We start from the raw sequence: 17,842 nt of genomic DNA, 5'->3' as shown, positions 1-17,842 counted from the left end.
ATAACGGAGGTGAGAGCCTCCGTTATTCTTTACTGGACGTTCTTGCGTAAATAATTATATCGGGAAACCAGACCATACCATGACCTGCCAGAGTAAATTCAAAATCCTGTCAATTGCCTTGCTGTTGGTATTGCTTCAGCAATGTGCACAGCCATCGAAACAATTCAGTGAAATGGAACCCGGAGATACCGGTATACAATTTCGCAACGATATTGTTGAGACAGAACATAACAACATTCTGACGTATGAATATACCTATAACGGAGGCGGTGTTGCCGTGGGTGATGTAAATAACGATGGTCTTACCGATATATACTTTTCCGGGAATTCTGTTGCCAATAAACTATACCTGAACAAAGGCGAATGGAAGTTTGAAGACATCACACAGCAATCCGGTACAGCCGGTCGTGAACGTGACTGGAAGACCGGCGTAACAATGGTGGATATAAACAGCGATGGCTGGCTGGATATATATGTTTGCTACTCGGGTAATGCCGAAGGCGAAGGCTATAATCGTCCTGTTATTCGCGAACATCCCAAACGTGCTAACCAGTTGTTCATCAACCAGGGCTGTGAGAAGGGTGGAATGCCTAAATTTATAGAGCAGGCGAAAGAATATGGTATTGACGCGAAAGGTACTTTTTCAACGCAGGGATACTTTTTTGATTATGATCGCGATGGCGATCTCGATTTGTTTCTGCTCAACCACGCCAATATGTTTTACGCAGCCTTCTTCAATGTAAAGCGACTGCGCAACCTGCGACATCCTTACTTTGGCAACAAACTATACCGCAATGATGCTGGGAAATATTCCGAAGTGAGTGCAACGGCTAACATCCACGGAAGTGGTTTGAATTTTGGATTGAGTGCATCCATCAGCGATCTGAACGGTGACCAGTGGCCCGATATATATGTTACCAATGATTACGAAGAACAGGACTTCTGCTATATCAACAATCGTAACGGAACATTTTCAGAAATGTCGCATACCTTGTTTGGACACTTGTCGAAATTCGGTATGGGCTCGGATATAGCTGATGTAAACAACGATGGCTTACCGGAAGTTTTTGTAGCCGACATGCTGCCCGAAGACAATTACCGTCAGAAATTGCTGAAAGGCGCTGACGAATATGATAAGTATTCACTCGCGGTGGATAGCGGTTACTACCACCAGTATATGCGCAATACCTTTCAGCTTAATCGCGGTTTCGCTTCGGATAGCCTGCCGCGTTTCAGTGAAGTGGCACAAGTGTCAGGTGTGTCCAATACAGACTGGAGCTGGGCTCCGTTACTGGCCGACTACGATAATGACGGACGGAAAGATATTTTCGTTACTAACGGTTATCTGCGCGATTTTACAAACCAGGATTTTCTGAAATATACCGTGAGTGATATGACGAAGGAAGCAAATGACAACAATCATCCTGTAAACCTGCTGGAGCAAATCCAGAAAATGTCATCCACGAAAGTGCATAACTATATATTTCATAATACCGATGGTTTACATTTTACAGATGTATCAGAAGCCTGGGGTCTCGAACGTAAAAATATTTCCAATGCTGCCGCATATGCAGACCTTGACAACGATGGCGATTACGACCTGGTTGTTAATAATCTTAATGAAGAAGCAAACATTCTTCAGAACCACCAGAACGAAATTCAGAAGAATAACTATATAAAACTGAAGCTGGCAGGAGCGAAACCGAATGTACAGGCCCTCGGGGCGAAAGTATATATCAAGCTGAAGAGCGAAGTGTTGTTTCAGGAAGTATATTATACCCGCGGTTACCAGTCATCGGTAGAACCATTGCTTACGATTGGTGTCGGGAAGAATGCCGTTATTCCGGAAGTAAAGATATACTGGCCCGATGGTCGTGTTTCGTTACTCACCAACGTTAATGCAAACCAGTTGATAATCGTAAATCAACAGGAAGCAACCCTTCGTGAAAAGCAACAGCCTGTTATTGATCAACCAATCATTACTGATAAAACAGGCACTTCGGGTATAGCGTATAAACATGCCGAGAATCCGTTCGTAGATTTCAAAGTTCAGCGCCTGGTGCCGTACCAGCTTTCGCGATTAGGCGGCAAGTGTAGTGTAGCTGATGTGAACCACGATAAGAACGATGACGTGTTTTTTGAAGGTGCACACGGTCAGGCGGGTAAACTATATATAGGGCACAATGATGGTTCCTTTACTGAGTCGGCGGCAAAACCATGGGAAGCTGATAAATATTGTGAAGACCTGGGCTCCGCTTTCTTCGATGCAAACGGTGATGGCCATGCTGATCTGTATGTAGTAAGTGGAGGCAATGAATTCTTTCCTGGAGACACACTATACCAGGATCGGCTATATATAGGTGATGGTAAAGGCGGCTTTAAAAGAGCGAGACATGCGTTGCCTGTAGAGACTGCAAGTGGAGGCACCGTTGCCGCTACTGATTTCGATCATGATGGCGATGAAGATTTATTTGTAGGCGGCAGGTTAGTTCCGGATCAATATCCATTATCACCGCAGAGTATGGTACTTCGGAACGATTCTCATAGTGGACAGGTAAAGTTTGTTGATGTAACAACGGAGCTGAATCCATTGGTGCAAAAGGCAGGTATGATAGCAGATGCACAATGGGCCGATGTAAATGGTGATACGTGGCCGGATTTGATTCTGGCAGGTGAGTGGATGTCCGTACGAATATTTGTGAACGAAAAAGGCAAGACACTGAGAGAGATCACCACCGAAGCAGGACTTGCAAATGCACACGGATGGTGGAATACAGTATATACCGGAGATGTTGATAGCGATGGCGATCTGGATATACTCGCAGGTAATGCAGGGGTAAATCTTTCGTTGCATGCTTCCGATAAAGAACCGGTTGAATTATTTGCAACCGACATGAACAAGGATGGCAAGATCGATCCGATCATCACCTCCTATACACAAGGTAAACGTTACCCGTTGCCGAGTCGCGATGAACTGCTGGACCAGGTAACACCACTTCGCAAGAAATTTATTCGGTATGCTCAATATGCCAATGCCTCAATAGAAGATATACTGGAGGGTGATCTGTTAAAGAATGCATCAGTATACCGCGCTACAGCCTTCGAATCAGTATGGTTTGAAAATGACGGACACGGTAAATTTCAAATGCGGTTGTTGCCCGCAATAGCACAGGTCTCTGCTATACAGTCTTTCGTCTCTTTCGATTTTGATGGCGATGGTGAAGAAGAGATACTGGCTGCCGGAAACTTTTATCCATACCGTGTGCAGCTGGGATGTTGTGATGCATCCTATGGAACTATACTGAAATTTAAGAATGGTACCGTTCATGTATATAAACCGGAACAACCGGTGTGGTTATCGGGAGACATCCGTGCATTAGGTGTTGCACGGTCTGTTCAGGCATCTGCAAGAATTATTGTCTCAAGGAACAATGCTGCCGCAGGAGTTTTTGTGCCAACATCGAAAAACACACCGCACACAGGAACAATTACCAAAAAATAATGCTGTAAAAGTTATAAATGAATATAGTTAATCGTTTGATCATCGTACAAACGCATCTATATTTCGCTCAATCATTCTCTAACAATAAGGATTAATTTACCAGATGAAAACACCATTTAAAATTTTTTCTCTTTCTCTGCTCGTGTTGCTGGCAGCATGCGCGAAGAAGGAAGTGAAGGCTCCACAGGCGGTACTCCCTGTACCGAGTGATGCACAACTTGCGTGGCACGAAATGGAGCTGAATGCTTTTGTACATTTCACCACCAATACATTTACCGATAAGGAGTGGGGCTTTGGTGATGAGAAACCATCCGTATTTAATCCTACAGCCGTTGACGTAAACCAATGGGTAACAACATTGAAAGATGCCGGCTTTAAGGGGGTTATTCTTACGTGCAAACACCACGATGGATTTTGCCTGTGGCCAAGTAAATATACCGAGCACTCGGTAAAGAACAGTCCCTATAAAGAAGGGAAGGGAGACATCGTAAAAGAAGTATCAGACGCATGTAAACAGCACGGTCTTAAGTTCGGTATATATATGTCGCCATGGGACAGAAACCGCGCTGACTATGGTTCGCCTTCGTACGTTGAGTACTACCGTAACCAGTTGAAAGAATTATTTACATCGTATGGTCCGGTATTTGAAATGTGGTTTGATGGTGCCAACGGTGGCGATGGTTACTATGGTGGTGCGAATGAAAAACGCAGAATAAACGGAGCGACATACTACGACTGGCCGACTACACTCAACCTCGTTCGTGAAATGGAACCGAATGTAATTTTCTTCAGCGATGCAGGTCCGGGTGTACGCTGGGTTGGAAACGAACGCGGTATAGCGGGAGAGACAAACTGGAACTCGATTACTCCGGATACTTTATTTGCCGGTAAAGGAGGCATTGAAGAATTACTCGGTACCGGAAATGAAAATGGTACACATTGGATTCCGGCTGAAGTAGATGTATCGATTCGTCCGGGATGGTTCTATCATGCGAAGGAAGATTCACTGGTAAAAACACCACAGCAGTTGTTTGATATATACCTTACTTCTGTCGGACGTGGTTCTACCTTATTACTTAATGTTCCTCCGGATAAACGCGGTGTTGTGCACGAGAACGATGTGAAGGCGTTGAAAGAATGGCGCGCTTTATTGGACAGTGAGTTTAAAACCAACCTCGCTGCCAAAGCAGAAGTGAAGGCAGATTCATACCGCGGTGAAGCCGATGCATACGCAGCTTCGAATGTAGCTGACGGTAACAAGGAAACTTATTGGTCAACCGATGATAACGTAACAACCGGCAGCCTGGAAATTTCGCTGGGTAAAGTACAGCCTGTAAAGTATATCGTGCTGCAGGAGTATATCAAATTAGGACAGCGTGTAAAGTCATTCAACGTGGAAGTTTGGAAAGACAACGCGTGGCAGAAAGTAGCAGAAGCTACAACTATCGGCTATAAAAGAATTTTGAAATTTGATCCTGTAGAAACTGATAAAGTACGTGTTACGATCACAGCTTCGAAAGCGTGTCCGGTAATTTCAGCAGTGGAAGTATATTAATGTGGGGAGAGTATAGAAATCAGAACGTGCAACGAATAATACTAATTATCATGGTAATGCTGGTATGTATAACATCCAGCGTTACGGCTCAAAAGAAAAATCATACCTTCGAAGTAAAGGACGGTCAATTTGTGTACGATGGCAAGCCGACCCAGATTCATTCGGGAGAAATACATTATGCACGTATTCCGAAAGAGTACTGGAGGCATCGTTTAAAAATGGCAAAGGCAATGGGATTGAACACCATTGCTACTTATGTATTCTGGAACTACCATAACACCGCTCCCGGTGTGTGGGATTTTAAAACCGGCAATCGTAATCTTGCAGAGTTTATATCTATAGCGAAAGAAGAAGGGTTACACGTTATACTTCGTCCGGGACCATACGCATGCGCGGAGTGGGAGTTTGGTGGCTACCCGTGGTGGTTGCAAAAGAATAAAGATCTCGTGATCCGATCCAATAATAAACCATTCCTGGATTCCTGTAAAGTATATATTAATAGACTGGCGAAAGAAGTAAAGCATCTGCAGATCAGTAAGGGCGGACCGATCATCCTTGTTCAGGTAGAGAATGAATTTGGTTCGTATGTGTCGCAGCGAAAAGATATACCGCTGGAAGAACACAAGAAGTACAATGCCGCCATCCAAAAGTTATTGACGGATGCAGGCTTCGAAGGACCTTTCTTTACATCGGATGGTACATGGTTGTTCGATGGTGGTTCTATAGCCGGCATATTACCAACTGCTAACGGAGAAGGTAACATTGATAACCTGAAGAAGGCTGTAAATAAATATCATAACAATCAAGGTCCCTATATGGTGGCCGAGTTTTACCCGGGATGGCTTGATCATTGGGCAGAACCTTTTGTCCGGATTGGTGCCAATGAGATTGTGAAGCAAACCGAGAAGTACCTGCAGAACAATGTGCACTTTAATTTCTATATGGCACATGGGGGTACAAATTTTGGTTTCACCTCGGGCGCTAACTATAACGATGAGCACGATATACAGCCGGATATAACGAGCTACGATTATGACGCACCGATCAGCGAAGCCGGGTGGGCAAGTCCCAAGTATATGGCTATCCGCGAACTGATGAAAAAGTATGTGAAATATACTATACCTGAAATTCCGGAAAAGATACCGGTGTTGAAATTGCCGGATGTGGCTATATCAAAAATGGCTGACTTCTTTGAGTGGAAAAATACAGTGAAGCCCATAGTGAACGATACACCACTGTCTTTTGAAGATTTAGGACAAGGCCACGGGTATGTATTGTACAGTAAATCGTTTAACCAGCCTATACAAGGTTTACTTCAGATCAACGGTCTGCGCGATTATGCACTGGTATATGTTAATGGAAGGAAAGCGGGTGAGTTAAGTCGTCAGGATAAAAAGTATACGCTGGAGGTAAATATACCTTTCAATGGCAGATTGGACATTCTGGTAGAGAACATGGGCCGCATTAACTATGGTGCTGACATTGTAAACAGTACCAAGGGCATTATTTCTCCCGTAACCATCAACGACTTTGAAATTACTGGTGGCTGGAAAATGTATAGCCTGCCGTTTGATAAGGTGCCGGATCTTTCAAAGAGCGCTGCTAAAAATGTCGCAGGCCTTCCGGTATTTTATACCGCTACCCTTGCTGTTGAAAAACCTGGCGATGTTTTCCTCGATATGCAGGGCTGGGGTAAAGGAATTGTCTTTATCAATGGTATACATATAGGACGTTACTGGAAAGTAGGTCCGCAGCAAACACTCTATGTGCCGGGCTGCTGGCTGAAAAAAGGGCAGAACGAAATAGTAATATTTGAACAGCAGAACGATGTTGTTCAGAAGACCATAAAAACATCGAGTGAGCCTATACTTGAGGCGCTTGCGTTGCCACAAAACTGATTTGACTTAAAACGAAATTCTGCATGAAGTATACTGCTATAGTGGCAACGGCCCTCTCTGTAATTTTAGCCGTAACGGGATGTAAAAAGGAAACAACAACTGACCATACCGATGCCGTGACTTTGAAGAAAGATAGTTTAATACTCTCGGAGCAGGATTTCGTTTTTGGTGACGATCGTCCGTTTCCGCAGTGCCATGCTTCAACGCTGGTTCGTACAAACGATGATAATTTTCTGGTAGCCTGGTTTGGCGGAACGCACGAGAAGCATGACGATGTAGGTATATGGTTGTCTAAAGGTAAAACCAAACACTGGTCTGCTCCGATCGAAGTAGCCAAGATACGCGAGGAGCCTCACTGGAACCCGGTGCTTCACAAAACTTCTTCGGGTGATATCATCCTATATTTCAAAGTTGGTAAGCCGATTGATGTCTGGGAAACATGGTATATGATCTCGCAAGACAACGGCACAACATGGTCAACACCGAAAGAACTTGTGCCGGGTGATAAAGGAGGCCGCGGACCAGTAAAGAATAAACTTATTGTACTGTCCAATGGTACATGGCTGGCTCCTGCATCCAATGAACGGAAGGGTGTATGGAACGCATTTGTTGATCGCAGTGAAGACAACGGCCAGACGTGGAAGTCAACCCCGTTCCTGACATTCAATCGCGACTCTATTTCGGGCGAAGGTGTTATACAGCCTACACTATGGGAATCGTCTCCAGGTAAAGTTCACATGTTGTTGAGAAGTTCAGCCGGAGTGATCTGTCGTAGTGATTCTGAAGATTATGGTAAAACATGGTCGCCCGTATATAAAACAGATTTACCCAATCCCAACAGCGGCATTGATCTTACAAAATTGGACAACGGTATATTAGCCCTTGTATATAATCGTGATGGAAAGAATTGGGGAAATCGCAGACCTGTGTCGATAGCCTTGTCGCATGATAACGGTAAGACATGGCCGGTTATAAAAGATCTTGAGACAGGCCAGCAAGGTGATGAATTTTCATATCCGGCCATTATACATTATGGAGATACAATAGCGCTGACGTATACATGGAAACGTCAGCGCATTGCATTCTGGAAAGCGAAGATATTATAATCAGCGTAAGCTTCCGGGAACTGGTAGCTAGAAGCTTTTCGATACTGCCCAATCTTCTTTAGCAGTGCCCCATGTAGGAGAAGGTTTGTTACCCATCTCGAGTATCATGTCTCCGCCATTCATAATATCGCTGTAGCGGAAATATGATTTGGTATAGGGCTTGCCATTCAGCGTAACCTGCTGGATATAGATGTTGGCAGCTGAGTTGTTCTTTACATCTATCGTAAATTTCTTTTTCCCCGGAAGGTTGATCACGGCATGATCCATCGCCGGACTTCCAAATATATATATACCATTGGCCGGGTTTGCCTGGTAGAAGCCAAGCGATGAAAGTACATACCAGGCAGACATCTGTCCTACGTCTTCATTTCCACTGAGACCATCGGGTTTGTCAGTATATAAACTGTCGATGATGTAGCGCACCTTCTCAGCGGTTTTCCAGGGTTGTCCTGCGTAAGCATAGAGATAAGGTATATGGTGACTTGGTTCGTTGCCATGTGCATATTGCCCGATGAGCCCCGTGATGTCATTGGATGCTTCTTCGCCCATATCGCCTTGTACGGTAAATAACGAATCAAGCTTTGCCAGGAATGCCTGCTCACCGCCCATCAGTTTTATCAGACCTTCTACATCGTGTGGCACAAGCCATGTATATTGCCAGGAGTTTCCTTCGGCAAAATCATCCTTCATGTGTCGCGCAGCAAACGGACTGAATGGTGTTCTCCATTCTTTGTCCGATATTCTTCCGCGCACAAAGTTTATCGTAGTATCAAAATAGTGTTGATAGTTCTGTCCACGCTTGCTAAAGAATTCGTACTCTTCTTTATTTCCAAGTGCCTGCGCTAACTGTGCAGCACACCAGTCATCAATGGAGTATTCAAGTCCTTTTGCTACCGTTTCAGTTTCTGCATTAGCCGGTATATATCCTTGCTCGCGCACATATTTCAGTCCGCGATCATCGCGCATTACAGAAGCTTTCATAGCCTTTAGCGCGAGGGCTCCATCAAATCCGCGGAAGCCCTTCAGGTAGGCATCTGCTATAACCGGGAACGCACTGTTGCCGGGCATCGTGTTGGTTTCGTTACCAACCAAATGCCACACCGGAAGTTTACCTTGTTGTTCGTAGATCTTCAGCATGGAGTTTACCATATCATCTACACGCTCCGGTTGAGTAATGGTATAGAGTGAATGCGCTGCACGATAGGTATCCCACAATGAAAATGTAGTGAGATTGGTAAATGTAGTGTCGTGGTATACCTGCTTGTCGGTGCCGCGGTAATCGCCGTTGTGATCATTGAAGATTGAAGGTGCGATCATCGTGTGATAGAAGGCTGTGTAGAATTTACGCATGCGCTCTTCGCTTGCTTTGATCTGTACCTTGTTCAGCTCCTTGTTCCAGGCTGCATCTGCTTCTTGCGCAGTGCGGTCAAAATCCCAGTGTGGTATCTCTGCTGCTATATTCTGCAAAGCATTTTCTGTACTTACCGGCGATATACCAACTTTGACGAGCAACGGCTTTTCAACAGCATTACCAAAATGCAGTACACCTTTTACTTTTTTACCGCTGCCTTTTGTTCCCTGTATCGGTTCTGTGCCCTCGAAAAGATCGAGTTGGTTTACAGGAGCAGAGAACACAATAGCAAAGTACAGACGCTGATCTTCAGCCCATCCTTTTGAATGACGATATCCGGTAATGGTTGTATCGTTTACCTTCTCGATGAATGTCTCATACGGCAGATCCCATCCTATACCTTCACGCAGATCGATCAATACTTTAGCATCGTCTGTTTTTGGAAATATATACTTGTGAAAGCCCACGCGTTCAGATGCCGTAAGGGTTACATCAATATTATAGTCTTTTAGTTTTACACTATAGAAACCAGGTTTAACTTTCTCATCTGCGTGCGAGAAGAGTGAACCATAACCGCTGCCCGTAACACCGGGTTTACCTTTTACTAATTTAGTCTCTCCCGTTACAGGCATCAACAGTACATCACCAAGATCACCAATACCTGTTCCACTCAGATGCGTGTGCGAGAAACCTATAATGACTGAATCAGAATAATGATATCCGGAGCACCAGTCCCATCCTTCGGATAATTGTGTTGGTCCTACCTGAACAGCACCAAACGGAACATTTGCTCCGACAAAAACGTGTCCGTGAAATCCGCTTCCGATCAACGGATCAACATATTGAGTAAGATTTAAAGTCGTGTCTGCCGTGCCTTCCTGCACAGTCTCTTTACACGACCAGAATGTGAGCATCATTAACAATAAAACTCCAGCGCGCATTTTCATACCATGTATTTAGTGAGGGTGCAAGTATATTTAATGATGAGGGAATTTAATTGACAGGTTAGAAATTTAGTTTACCACCGTTGCGTTCTGCAGCACAATGTTGTTAATGGGTAAACAACTAATGAGACAGTGTTATGTAATATTGAATCCGTTTATTCAATACCGAAATCAAAAATGTTGTTTTTGGATAGCACTGCTGAAAATATTTTTTGAACACGGTTGAAGAAAGACACACGACACATCTGCATTAATTCACTCCTTTTACAGCCTTTTGTTACGGAAATGGTGCGTGAGAATTCTGTAATCCCGAAGATTATTGGGTTATGTAAATAATGTTTGCAATTAGATTTTATTTTTCCCGTTTAAATATCGATTTTGTACTATGTTTCCGCACACGGAGCCATTTATAAGCTACTTATAACCCAGATTATAAATACATGGAAGCTGCCAGACAAATTGATAACGATGCACTCCAGCCAGGGCAGGGGAGTCGTTCAATTTCCATGAATGATTATATACTTTGGAAGGAGTTCAAGTCCGGTGATCTTGCTGCGTACGCCATGATATACCGTAAGTATTTTTTCGCGCTCTATAATTATGGCAAGAAGCTTAGTGCAGACGAAGATCAGATCAAGGATTGTATACAGGAGTTGTTTGTTAAGATATGGAATAACCGCGAGAACCTGAATGAGACAACCTCGATCAAGTATTATCTCTTTACATCGCTCAAACGAAAATTACTCGATACGCTGAAGTCGCCACACGTGCGATTAAAAGCCGAAGAAGACTTTACTGATTTTGATGTTGAAGATGGAACGATGCAGGATGATGAAGTAATGCATTGGCAAAAGGAGCAAGTGCTCAAAGCGATGAGTTCTTTGTCCGGACATCAACAAAAGTTACTGCACATGAAATATTACCGGGAACTCTCGAATAAAGAGATATCAGACGAACTCGGTATTACCATTCAATCGGTTTACAATGCCGTATTCAAAGCGCTGCGTTCACTACGCAAGCAAATGCAAACCATTGTGCTTCTGGCACTCTCCTGGTTCATGCTGTAATTATTTACAGTTGCCACGCCTATTTACGGGCAAAGAAAAACTTTTATAATTTTTAGGTATAGCAGAGTAGAATTATACACCGCTGTCGTTTATAGGCCAGTGCTACCACACAGTTTTGGTAACGTCTGTGTGCGTAGTTGGGTTTGGGAGTCCTCCTTGTTCTTCTATAAGAAGGGCGGGAGGATTCAAACTTTACAGGCATTTCTTATAATACCCGATGTGCCAGGGATACCGTTCGCGCGTGCTATAGAATGATTCAGGTATAGTTGAAGGAGCTATACGAGGCGATTTGATACACTGAACTCATGTGATGTTGAATGATCGATTTTGTTTGCCGGTATCTGAAAGTATACGCAGTGCGTTATAATACCATAAGCCGCACTGCAGGAGCATTTACAACAGCCTTCGTATAAACCGATATGCACGCAAAAGATACATTGCTTTCGCAAGTCTTTGTTGGGATAGAACCCGCAGCCGCCAGAAAGTATTGGGCGTTGAAAGGTATGCTGAATACTTTTCACGGAGGCAATGGTATATTTCTGCAGCTTCAGTTGCTGGACCTTGACAACCGGATACTCAGTGAGAATTTTTACTGGTTGCCGGTTGATAACGATGCCTATACCGGGCTTAACAATACCCGGGCTGCGAGTATACAGGCCGAGGCCCGTTGGTTTGACGGAAAGATTGAATTGAAGCTTTCGAATTTCTCACCGGGTATGGTAGCCTTCTTCAGCAGAATAACCATGATGAACCCGAATACCCGGAAGCGGTTAATGTCCGGGTTCTACAGCGACAGCTATATATCCATAGCGCCCGGCAGTCAACGTACTATATATCTTGAGTATAATCCTGAAAAAGATTTCGGTACGCCCCTGGTATCCATCAGCGGGTGGAACGTGAGCGAGGCAACACTCGACACTATATAGTTTAAGATTGTCAGAATGATTTTATCCGGGTATCCCAGGCCGGTTCCATAGAGGCAGCTTCCTTGCAGGCCGGGAGTATAATTTTGAATTCTGTTCCCAGGTATATAGTACTCTCTACAAAAATGCGGCCGTTTAGTTTGGACAAAGCTTTTTGTACCAGGTGCAAGCCGAGACCGCTTCCTATAGATCGGTCGCTATACCGCGTGTAGGGATTGAATATAGACTTCAGATATTTCTGTTCGATGCCGATACCATTGTCTTTAAAGACAACCTCGACATGGCCGTTTGCGCGGGTTGACCGAACGGTTATCTCCGGGTCAATCTGGTTATTAAATATACAGGCATTCTCAAAGATGTTGATAAAGATGATATCGAGCAGCCTGATGTTGGAGTTTACAAGAATGTCATCTTCCAGGTCGGCATGAAACGTTATCTCGGGATAGAGTCCTTTGAACTGCTCCATCAGCGACAAAATATAGTCTTTCATGTTAACCGACTGGATACCTTCAAGTTTATCCAATTCGTAGGCCATGTGTATTTTAGACAGCATCTTGTCCATATCACGGGCCGTAAGATCGATCTTCTGTTGAATCGCTCTCCGTTCATTCTCATCGTGCGTTAACCCGGCAAGCTGTCCTAAACCTATAATACTGAGAATAGGTCTGCGAACATCATGAGAAGCGCGGTATAGATATGTGTCGAGTTCGCTGTTGAGTTTTACAAGTTCGGCCGTGCGGGCTTTTACTTTATTTTCAAGTTCAGCATTGAGTGCACTGGTTTTACGGTAGCTTCTGCGGATGGTATATAGCAGTATACTAATCAGTACGAGCACAGCGAGAATGGACACGATCAGAATTCTGCTGGTATTTAGTTCACTGCTTCTCAGTTGATTTTCGGCACGAAGCAACGTCAGTTGCTTTTCGAATTGAAGTTGTTTCTGCAAACGCAGCAACTGCTGGCTCTGCGGACTTTGCACCGAATCGCGCAGGGCTATATATCTTTCAAACGTAAGGTGTGCCGAATCAAATTGATGCATAAGCTCGAACCAACTGTGCAGACTTTTAAAGTAATCAAGCCAGATGGATGGTCTTCGTTCAACCCGCATCAAATGCCAGGCGCTATCGTAGTATTGTTTGGCGAGATCGTATTGTTTTTGCTCCACATATACTTCTGCCAATCCGGTAAGTGCTTTACCGGCTGCTGCCCGCTCGTTGTATTTGAGACACACGGTAGCTTCCTGTGTATATTTCGCTATAGCAGCGCCCAGGTTGCCGCGTATAAAATCAACGCGTGCTATATTTCCAAGAATCAGCCCTTCCCATATATCGCTGTTAATGTGCCTCGTAAGCGGGAGCGCAGCGCCATAACTTGTCGCAGCACTATCAATATATTTAAGGTGAACATACGACATGCCCATAGTATTGTAGGCGTTGATGATGTGAAGCGTGTCTTCTCTTTTCAGATCTTTACTTTTCTTGTAGAGCATAACGGCCTGTTTTGCATTTTCGAGAGCGATCTCAAAATTACCGGTATTAAACTGCAGGTTGGCAATGGACAGACGTTTGGAAGCTGCTTCTTTGGTAATGCCCAGCTCCATCAGAATATCAGCCGACTGATAGGCATCATACGCAGCGAGCTGTGCATTGAAATGATTGGTATGTATAAAACTCCGCAGCGATAACAGTATGGCTCGCTCGTATAGGTAATTATAGTCTTCTGTTTCAGGAAGTATACGGTTGATGATCCGGATGGCTTCGTCACCAAAGTCATTCTCGGAAAGTGCATGTGCTTTTTTATACTGAAGCCAGATCTCTTTTGTTTTGGCAGAAGGATTTACGGATGTGAGAAAAGAACTGGTATCGTCTGCGGAAGCGCATGCCAGTACTGAATCAGGCGTGCTGTGGCGACACCTGCGTGCGGCTTCATCCAGCCATGCAAAGACTTTGATTTTCTGCTGCAGGGGAATAATATAGCCATCGTCCTCGCATGCAGATACCATACATGTCAGGAGAATAACAATACATGCAAATCTATATGCTTGCATAGGACAATTTAATGTACAACAATTTTTAAACAAATGCTATGACGAAACTGTTTATGTAAACAGGCCCGGGATATCATTATAACCTATCTGGAGAAGAAAAAAATAGTAACCGCCTGAAGGATAAATAATTTTGTTTTTCAACAACGCACCACTGTTTGGTATGACAAGCAAAGGGTGCAATAAAAAAAGCCCGGTGGTGAACCGGGCCTTGTATACCCAACGGGTATATTATATATGTTTGAAAATCAAATACCGTACTTCTCCATTCTGCGATAGAGCGAAGCACGGGTTAGTCCTAATTCATCAGCAGCTTTTGAAATGTTACCGTTGTGCATATTCAATGCTTTCACAATCGCGGTCTTTTCCACCTCGTCCAGGTTCAGCGTGTTGCTGTTGGGGTTGGAGGAGACAGTGCGGCTCAAAAGGAAATCACTTTCCTGCAACGTTGCCGAGTCGGTCATGATCACGGCACGTTCAATACCATGCTGTAGTTCGCGGATGTTACCCGGCCATGCATAGCGCTTCAGTTTATCAATAGCCTCTGCCGTGATAGACGATACATGCTTGTGATATTTCCTGGCGTAGTAATTCAGGTAGTGTTGTGCCAGCATGGGTATATCTTCCACGCGCTCGGCCAAAGGCGGAACATGAAGCTCCACCGTATTGATACGATATAATAAATCCTGGCGGAACGTACCTTCCTGCACCATCTTGTGGAGCGGCATATTGGTAGCACAGATCAACCGGATGTTTACCGGTAATGATTGGTTGGCTCCAACGCGCGTTACCTGTCGCGACTGCAGGGCACTGAGTAATTTACTCTGTAAACTCATGCTCAGGTTTCCGATCTCATCGAGGAAGAGCGTACCGTTGTTGGCAAGTTCAAATCTACCCGGGCGATCTTCACGTGCATCGGTAAAGGCTCCTTTCTTATGACCGAAGAGTTCGCTTTCAAAAAGTGTCTCGGTTATGGCACCCATATCTACCGATACAAAGCTGTTGTCTTTTCGAAGCGAGCGTTGATGTATAGCACGGGCTATAAGTTCTTTACCCGTTCCGTTCTCTCCGAGTATAAGTATATTGGCGTCCGTCTTGGCTACCTTATCTATCAACGTAAATACTTCCTGTATAGCTTTACTCTCTCCTATAATTTCACCGAAAGGTCTGCTGATCTGCTCTTCCAGCATTTCTTTTGCCTTCTTCAGTTTATCTACTTCGTTATACGATTGCTTCAGGCGTATAGCGGTAGATATAGTGGCAACCAGTTTTTCATTTTGCCATGGCTTGAGTATAAAATCGGTAGCGCCTGCTTTCAGGGCACGCACGGCCATCTCTACATCGCCAAAGGCTGTAATGAGTATAACAACAGCAGAAGGATCGTGTCCTAAAATCTGCTCGAGCCAATAGAAACCTTCTTTACCACTCGTAATGTCTTTGCTGAAGTTCATGTCGAGCAGAATGACATCGTAGGTATCGTTATGAAGTAGAAAAGGAATTTTCTTTGGATTCTTTTCAATGATCACATGATGACCTTGTTTCTTCAACAACATTTTTGCCGCGAGGAGTACATCCTCATCATCATCAATCATTAGAATTTTGCCGCCTTCCGGATTCACAATACAATAGATTTAGGTGAAACGCTTTTCAGTCAGAAATTTTATGCCAGATTTAGAAATGTGCGATTTTAAATCATATCAGGTACATTGCCGTTTCTGAAGATGCAAATATGTTCAAAAGTGAACAGTTTCAGAAATCTTTTGCTACGTATCTGAGCTATTCTATTGTGCGCGGTATATTTCAATGATGTTCTTTCGGATCAGGAAGAATCGCTCATCGGTAATGAGCGCAAAGTTACCCTGTGTAGCCAGCTTCTGCTCGCGTGTTTCGGTAGTGAAGAGATCGAAGAAGCGAAGGGTATCGCCTTGCAGGTAATAGAGCTCTTCGCCCAGGAAGTTGAAGTAACTGAGATTCTTTACAGCGATGGTTCGGATATGTTTGCCAACACCGTTGAAGATCAGAATTCCTTCGCTTACATCCAGCAGAAACACAAAGCCCTGGTACTCGCGAAGAAAGGTATAGTTTGATTTTTGTTTTGATTTCGTTTCTATCACTTCTTCCACCGATAGGGCACCCGTTGTAGTGTTTATTTTCTTGAGTGTCCAATCGGCCACATCGAACAGCCAGATGTTATAGTCACCGGATACGCAGGCAAGCCAGGGTTCGGTGGCAAACGATGAGTCGATCGAAAAAGCCTGCACAGCTTCGAACGATGGATTGAGAAAATTGTATTGTCTTGATTCACGGAAAAAAGCAAAGAGTCTGCTGCCATCACGCGGATCGAACAGGGTAGGAGCAGGTTTGTCTTTATGGAGGGCTAAGAGTTTACCATCGGTATCAAATTTCTGAAGTTGTCCGGAAGTAGTTACAATATATAGCTCACCGGGGCGGTCAACAGCCGCATAGCGAATGGTATCGCTCACTTCCAGCGTTTTGATCTTTCGGGTTTGGGCTGAAGCGGAAGCGTATAGCAGTATACCGGTCAATAAAAGAACGTATACTTTTATATATACCGGTATAGGTGAATGATGTCGGGAATATTGTCTTACAGTAAATTTCACAAGTCAAATGTTTTAAGCGCTACCGTTTTTCCATCGTACACAGCGTAGGTGCTGAAATTTACCCACTCGCCCAGGTTGATATAGCGGCTGTGCTCACCAATGGGCAGATCGAGCGGTAAATGCCGGTGTCCAAATATATAATAGTCGTGATGCTGCTTTTGCTCTATCTCACTACAATATACCCAGAGAAATTCTTTTTCATTTTCCTGGTATCCGTCTTCACGTTTCATATTGGTAAGACGACTGCTCTTGGACCAACGATTTGCAATACCAATGCCAAGATTAGGGTGGAGGCGTGCAAACATCCACTGACAGAAACTGCTGTTGAAAAACTTCTTGAGTATTTTATAAGTATGATCACCCGGACCTAAGCCATCACCGTGTCCGATCAGTAATCGTTGCGAGCCCACTTCGAGTACAAGCGGATCGCGATATACCGGTATACCCAACTCTTTCGGGAAGTAATCGAACATCCACATATCATGATTGCCGGTAAAAAATACAATGGGTATACCGGCATCGCGAAGCTCGGCTAATTTACCCTGCAGCCTGATGTGTCCTTTGGGTATAGCGTGTTTATACTCAAACCAGAAATCAAATATATCGCCCAGCAGATAGATCGTGTGCGCTTCATTTTTTATAGAGTCTAGCCATGCAATGATCTTTTTCTCACGTGCTACACTGGCGTCATGATTTGGCACACCCAGGTGAAAGTCTGATGCGAAGAAGATCTTTTTATGCTGCAGGTCTTGAATTCTTTCAAGCATATCGTTTCGCGGTTACGCAGAAATAGAAAGAACAGTACGCTGCATGGTTGAAAATATAGGCCTG

General features: G+C 44.1%; 11 protein-coding genes. 6 read left to right on the top strand and 5 right to left on the bottom strand.

Features of this window, described 5'->3' with window-relative positions:
* Nucleotides 1-79: 79 nt before the first annotated feature.
* The 4 genes from ACFQ21_RS06465 (at nt 80) to ACFQ21_RS06450 (ending at nt 8,061) form a co-directional block, all read left to right on the top strand.
* Nucleotides 80-3,502 (top strand): VCBS repeat-containing protein, encoded by a 3,423-nt coding sequence (locus tag ACFQ21_RS06465; protein WP_377576482.1) that lies wholly within the window; start codon nt 80-82, stop codon nt 3,500-3,502.
* Nucleotides 3,503-3,605: 103 nt separating this feature from the next.
* Complete coding sequence (locus ACFQ21_RS06460; protein WP_377576479.1) at nt 3,606-5,057, top strand: alpha-L-fucosidase; 1,452 nt, start codon at nt 3,606-3,608, stop codon at nt 5,055-5,057.
* A 26-nt stretch (nt 5,058-5,083) separates the two neighbouring features.
* The gene (locus ACFQ21_RS06455) at nt 5,084-6,955 is read left to right on the top strand and encodes a glycoside hydrolase family 35 protein (protein WP_377576477.1); all 1,872 of its coding nucleotides are present in this window, start codon (nt 5,084-5,086) and stop codon (nt 6,953-6,955) included.
* Between the two features lie 23 nt (nt 6,956-6,978).
* The gene (locus tag ACFQ21_RS06450) at nt 6,979-8,061 is read left to right on the top strand and encodes a sialidase family protein (protein WP_377576475.1); all 1,083 of its coding nucleotides are present in this window, start codon (nt 6,979-6,981) and stop codon (nt 8,059-8,061) included.
* 27 nt (nt 8,062-8,088) lie between these two features.
* Here ACFQ21_RS06450 and ACFQ21_RS06445 read toward each other — a convergent pair whose 3' ends face one another.
* On the bottom strand, nt 8,089-10,359 hold the full coding sequence (locus ACFQ21_RS06445; RefSeq protein WP_377576472.1) for a GH92 family glycosyl hydrolase: 2,271 nt from the start codon (nt 10,357-10,359) through the stop codon (nt 8,089-8,091).
* Nucleotides 10,360-10,796: 437 nt separating this feature from the next.
* On the opposite strand from ACFQ21_RS06445, the gene ACFQ21_RS06440 reads away from it, so the two are divergent.
* Nucleotides 10,797-11,423 carry an RNA polymerase sigma factor gene (locus tag ACFQ21_RS06440; protein ID WP_377576469.1) on the top strand — a complete coding sequence of 209 codons (627 nt, stop codon included), beginning with the start codon at nt 10,797-10,799 and terminating at the stop codon, nt 11,421-11,423.
* 419 nt (nt 11,424-11,842) lie between these two features.
* A complete protein-coding gene (locus ACFQ21_RS06435; RefSeq protein WP_377576466.1) occupies nt 11,843-12,349 on the top strand; it encodes a hypothetical protein in 507 nt (168 codons plus the stop codon).
* Between the two features lie 10 nt (nt 12,350-12,359).
* Here ACFQ21_RS06435 and ACFQ21_RS06430 read toward each other — a convergent pair whose 3' ends face one another.
* The 4 genes from ACFQ21_RS06430 to ACFQ21_RS06415 form a co-directional block, all read right to left on the bottom strand.
* Nucleotides 12,360-14,393: an ATP-binding protein gene (locus ACFQ21_RS06430; protein WP_377576463.1), complete on the bottom strand. Its 2,034-nt coding sequence runs from the start codon at nt 14,391-14,393 to the stop codon at nt 12,360-12,362.
* A gap of 245 nt (nt 14,394-14,638) precedes the next feature.
* Entirely contained in the window at nt 14,639-16,012 is a 1,374-nt protein-coding gene (locus ACFQ21_RS06425) for a sigma-54-dependent transcriptional regulator (protein ID WP_377578275.1), read from the bottom strand.
* Between the two features lie 159 nt (nt 16,013-16,171).
* Nucleotides 16,172-17,011, bottom strand: coding sequence for a hypothetical protein (locus tag ACFQ21_RS06420; RefSeq protein WP_377576460.1), 840 nt, complete (start codon nt 17,009-17,011; stop codon nt 16,172-16,174).
* Nucleotides 17,008-17,778, bottom strand: a complete 771-nt coding sequence (locus ACFQ21_RS06415; protein ID WP_377576457.1) for a UDP-2,3-diacylglucosamine diphosphatase — start codon at nt 17,776-17,778, stop codon at nt 17,008-17,010. Before ACFQ21_RS06415 ends, ACFQ21_RS06420 begins: the two co-directional genes overlap by 4 nt.
* Between the last annotated feature and the right edge of the window lie 64 nt (nt 17,779-17,842).

Origin of the sequence: Ohtaekwangia kribbensis, from assembly GCF_042676245.1 — a bacterium.
GTDB lineage: Bacteria > Bacteroidota > Bacteroidia > Cytophagales > Cyclobacteriaceae > Ohtaekwangia > Ohtaekwangia kribbensis.
Note: the sequence above shows the minus strand (reverse complement) of the source record. Positions and strands in the feature narration are given on the sequence as shown.

Excerpts from the sequence above, each read along its gene's own strand:
- ACFQ21_RS06435 (WP_377576466.1), top strand. The coding sequence starts at position 11,843 with ATGCACGCAAAAGATACATTGCTTTCGCAAGTCTTTGTTGGGATAGAA.
- ACFQ21_RS06445 (WP_377576472.1), bottom strand. The coding sequence starts at position 10,359 with ATGAAAATGCGCGCTGGAGTTTTATTGTTAATGATGCTCACATTCTGG.
- ACFQ21_RS06465 (WP_377576482.1), top strand. The coding sequence starts at position 80 with ATGACCTGCCAGAGTAAATTCAAAATCCTGTCAATTGCCTTGCTGTTG.
- ACFQ21_RS06415 (WP_377576457.1), bottom strand. The coding sequence starts at position 17,778 with ATGCTTGAAAGAATTCAAGACCTGCAGCATAAAAAGATCTTCTTCGCA.
- ACFQ21_RS06430 (WP_377576463.1), bottom strand. The coding sequence starts at position 14,393 with ATGCAAGCATATAGATTTGCATGTATTGTTATTCTCCTGACATGTATG.
- ACFQ21_RS06460 (WP_377576479.1), top strand. The coding sequence starts at position 3,606 with ATGAAAACACCATTTAAAATTTTTTCTCTTTCTCTGCTCGTGTTGCTG.
- ACFQ21_RS06450 (WP_377576475.1), top strand. The coding sequence starts at position 6,979 with ATGAAGTATACTGCTATAGTGGCAACGGCCCTCTCTGTAATTTTAGCC.
- ACFQ21_RS06440 (WP_377576469.1), top strand. The coding sequence starts at position 10,797 with ATGGAAGCTGCCAGACAAATTGATAACGATGCACTCCAGCCAGGGCAG.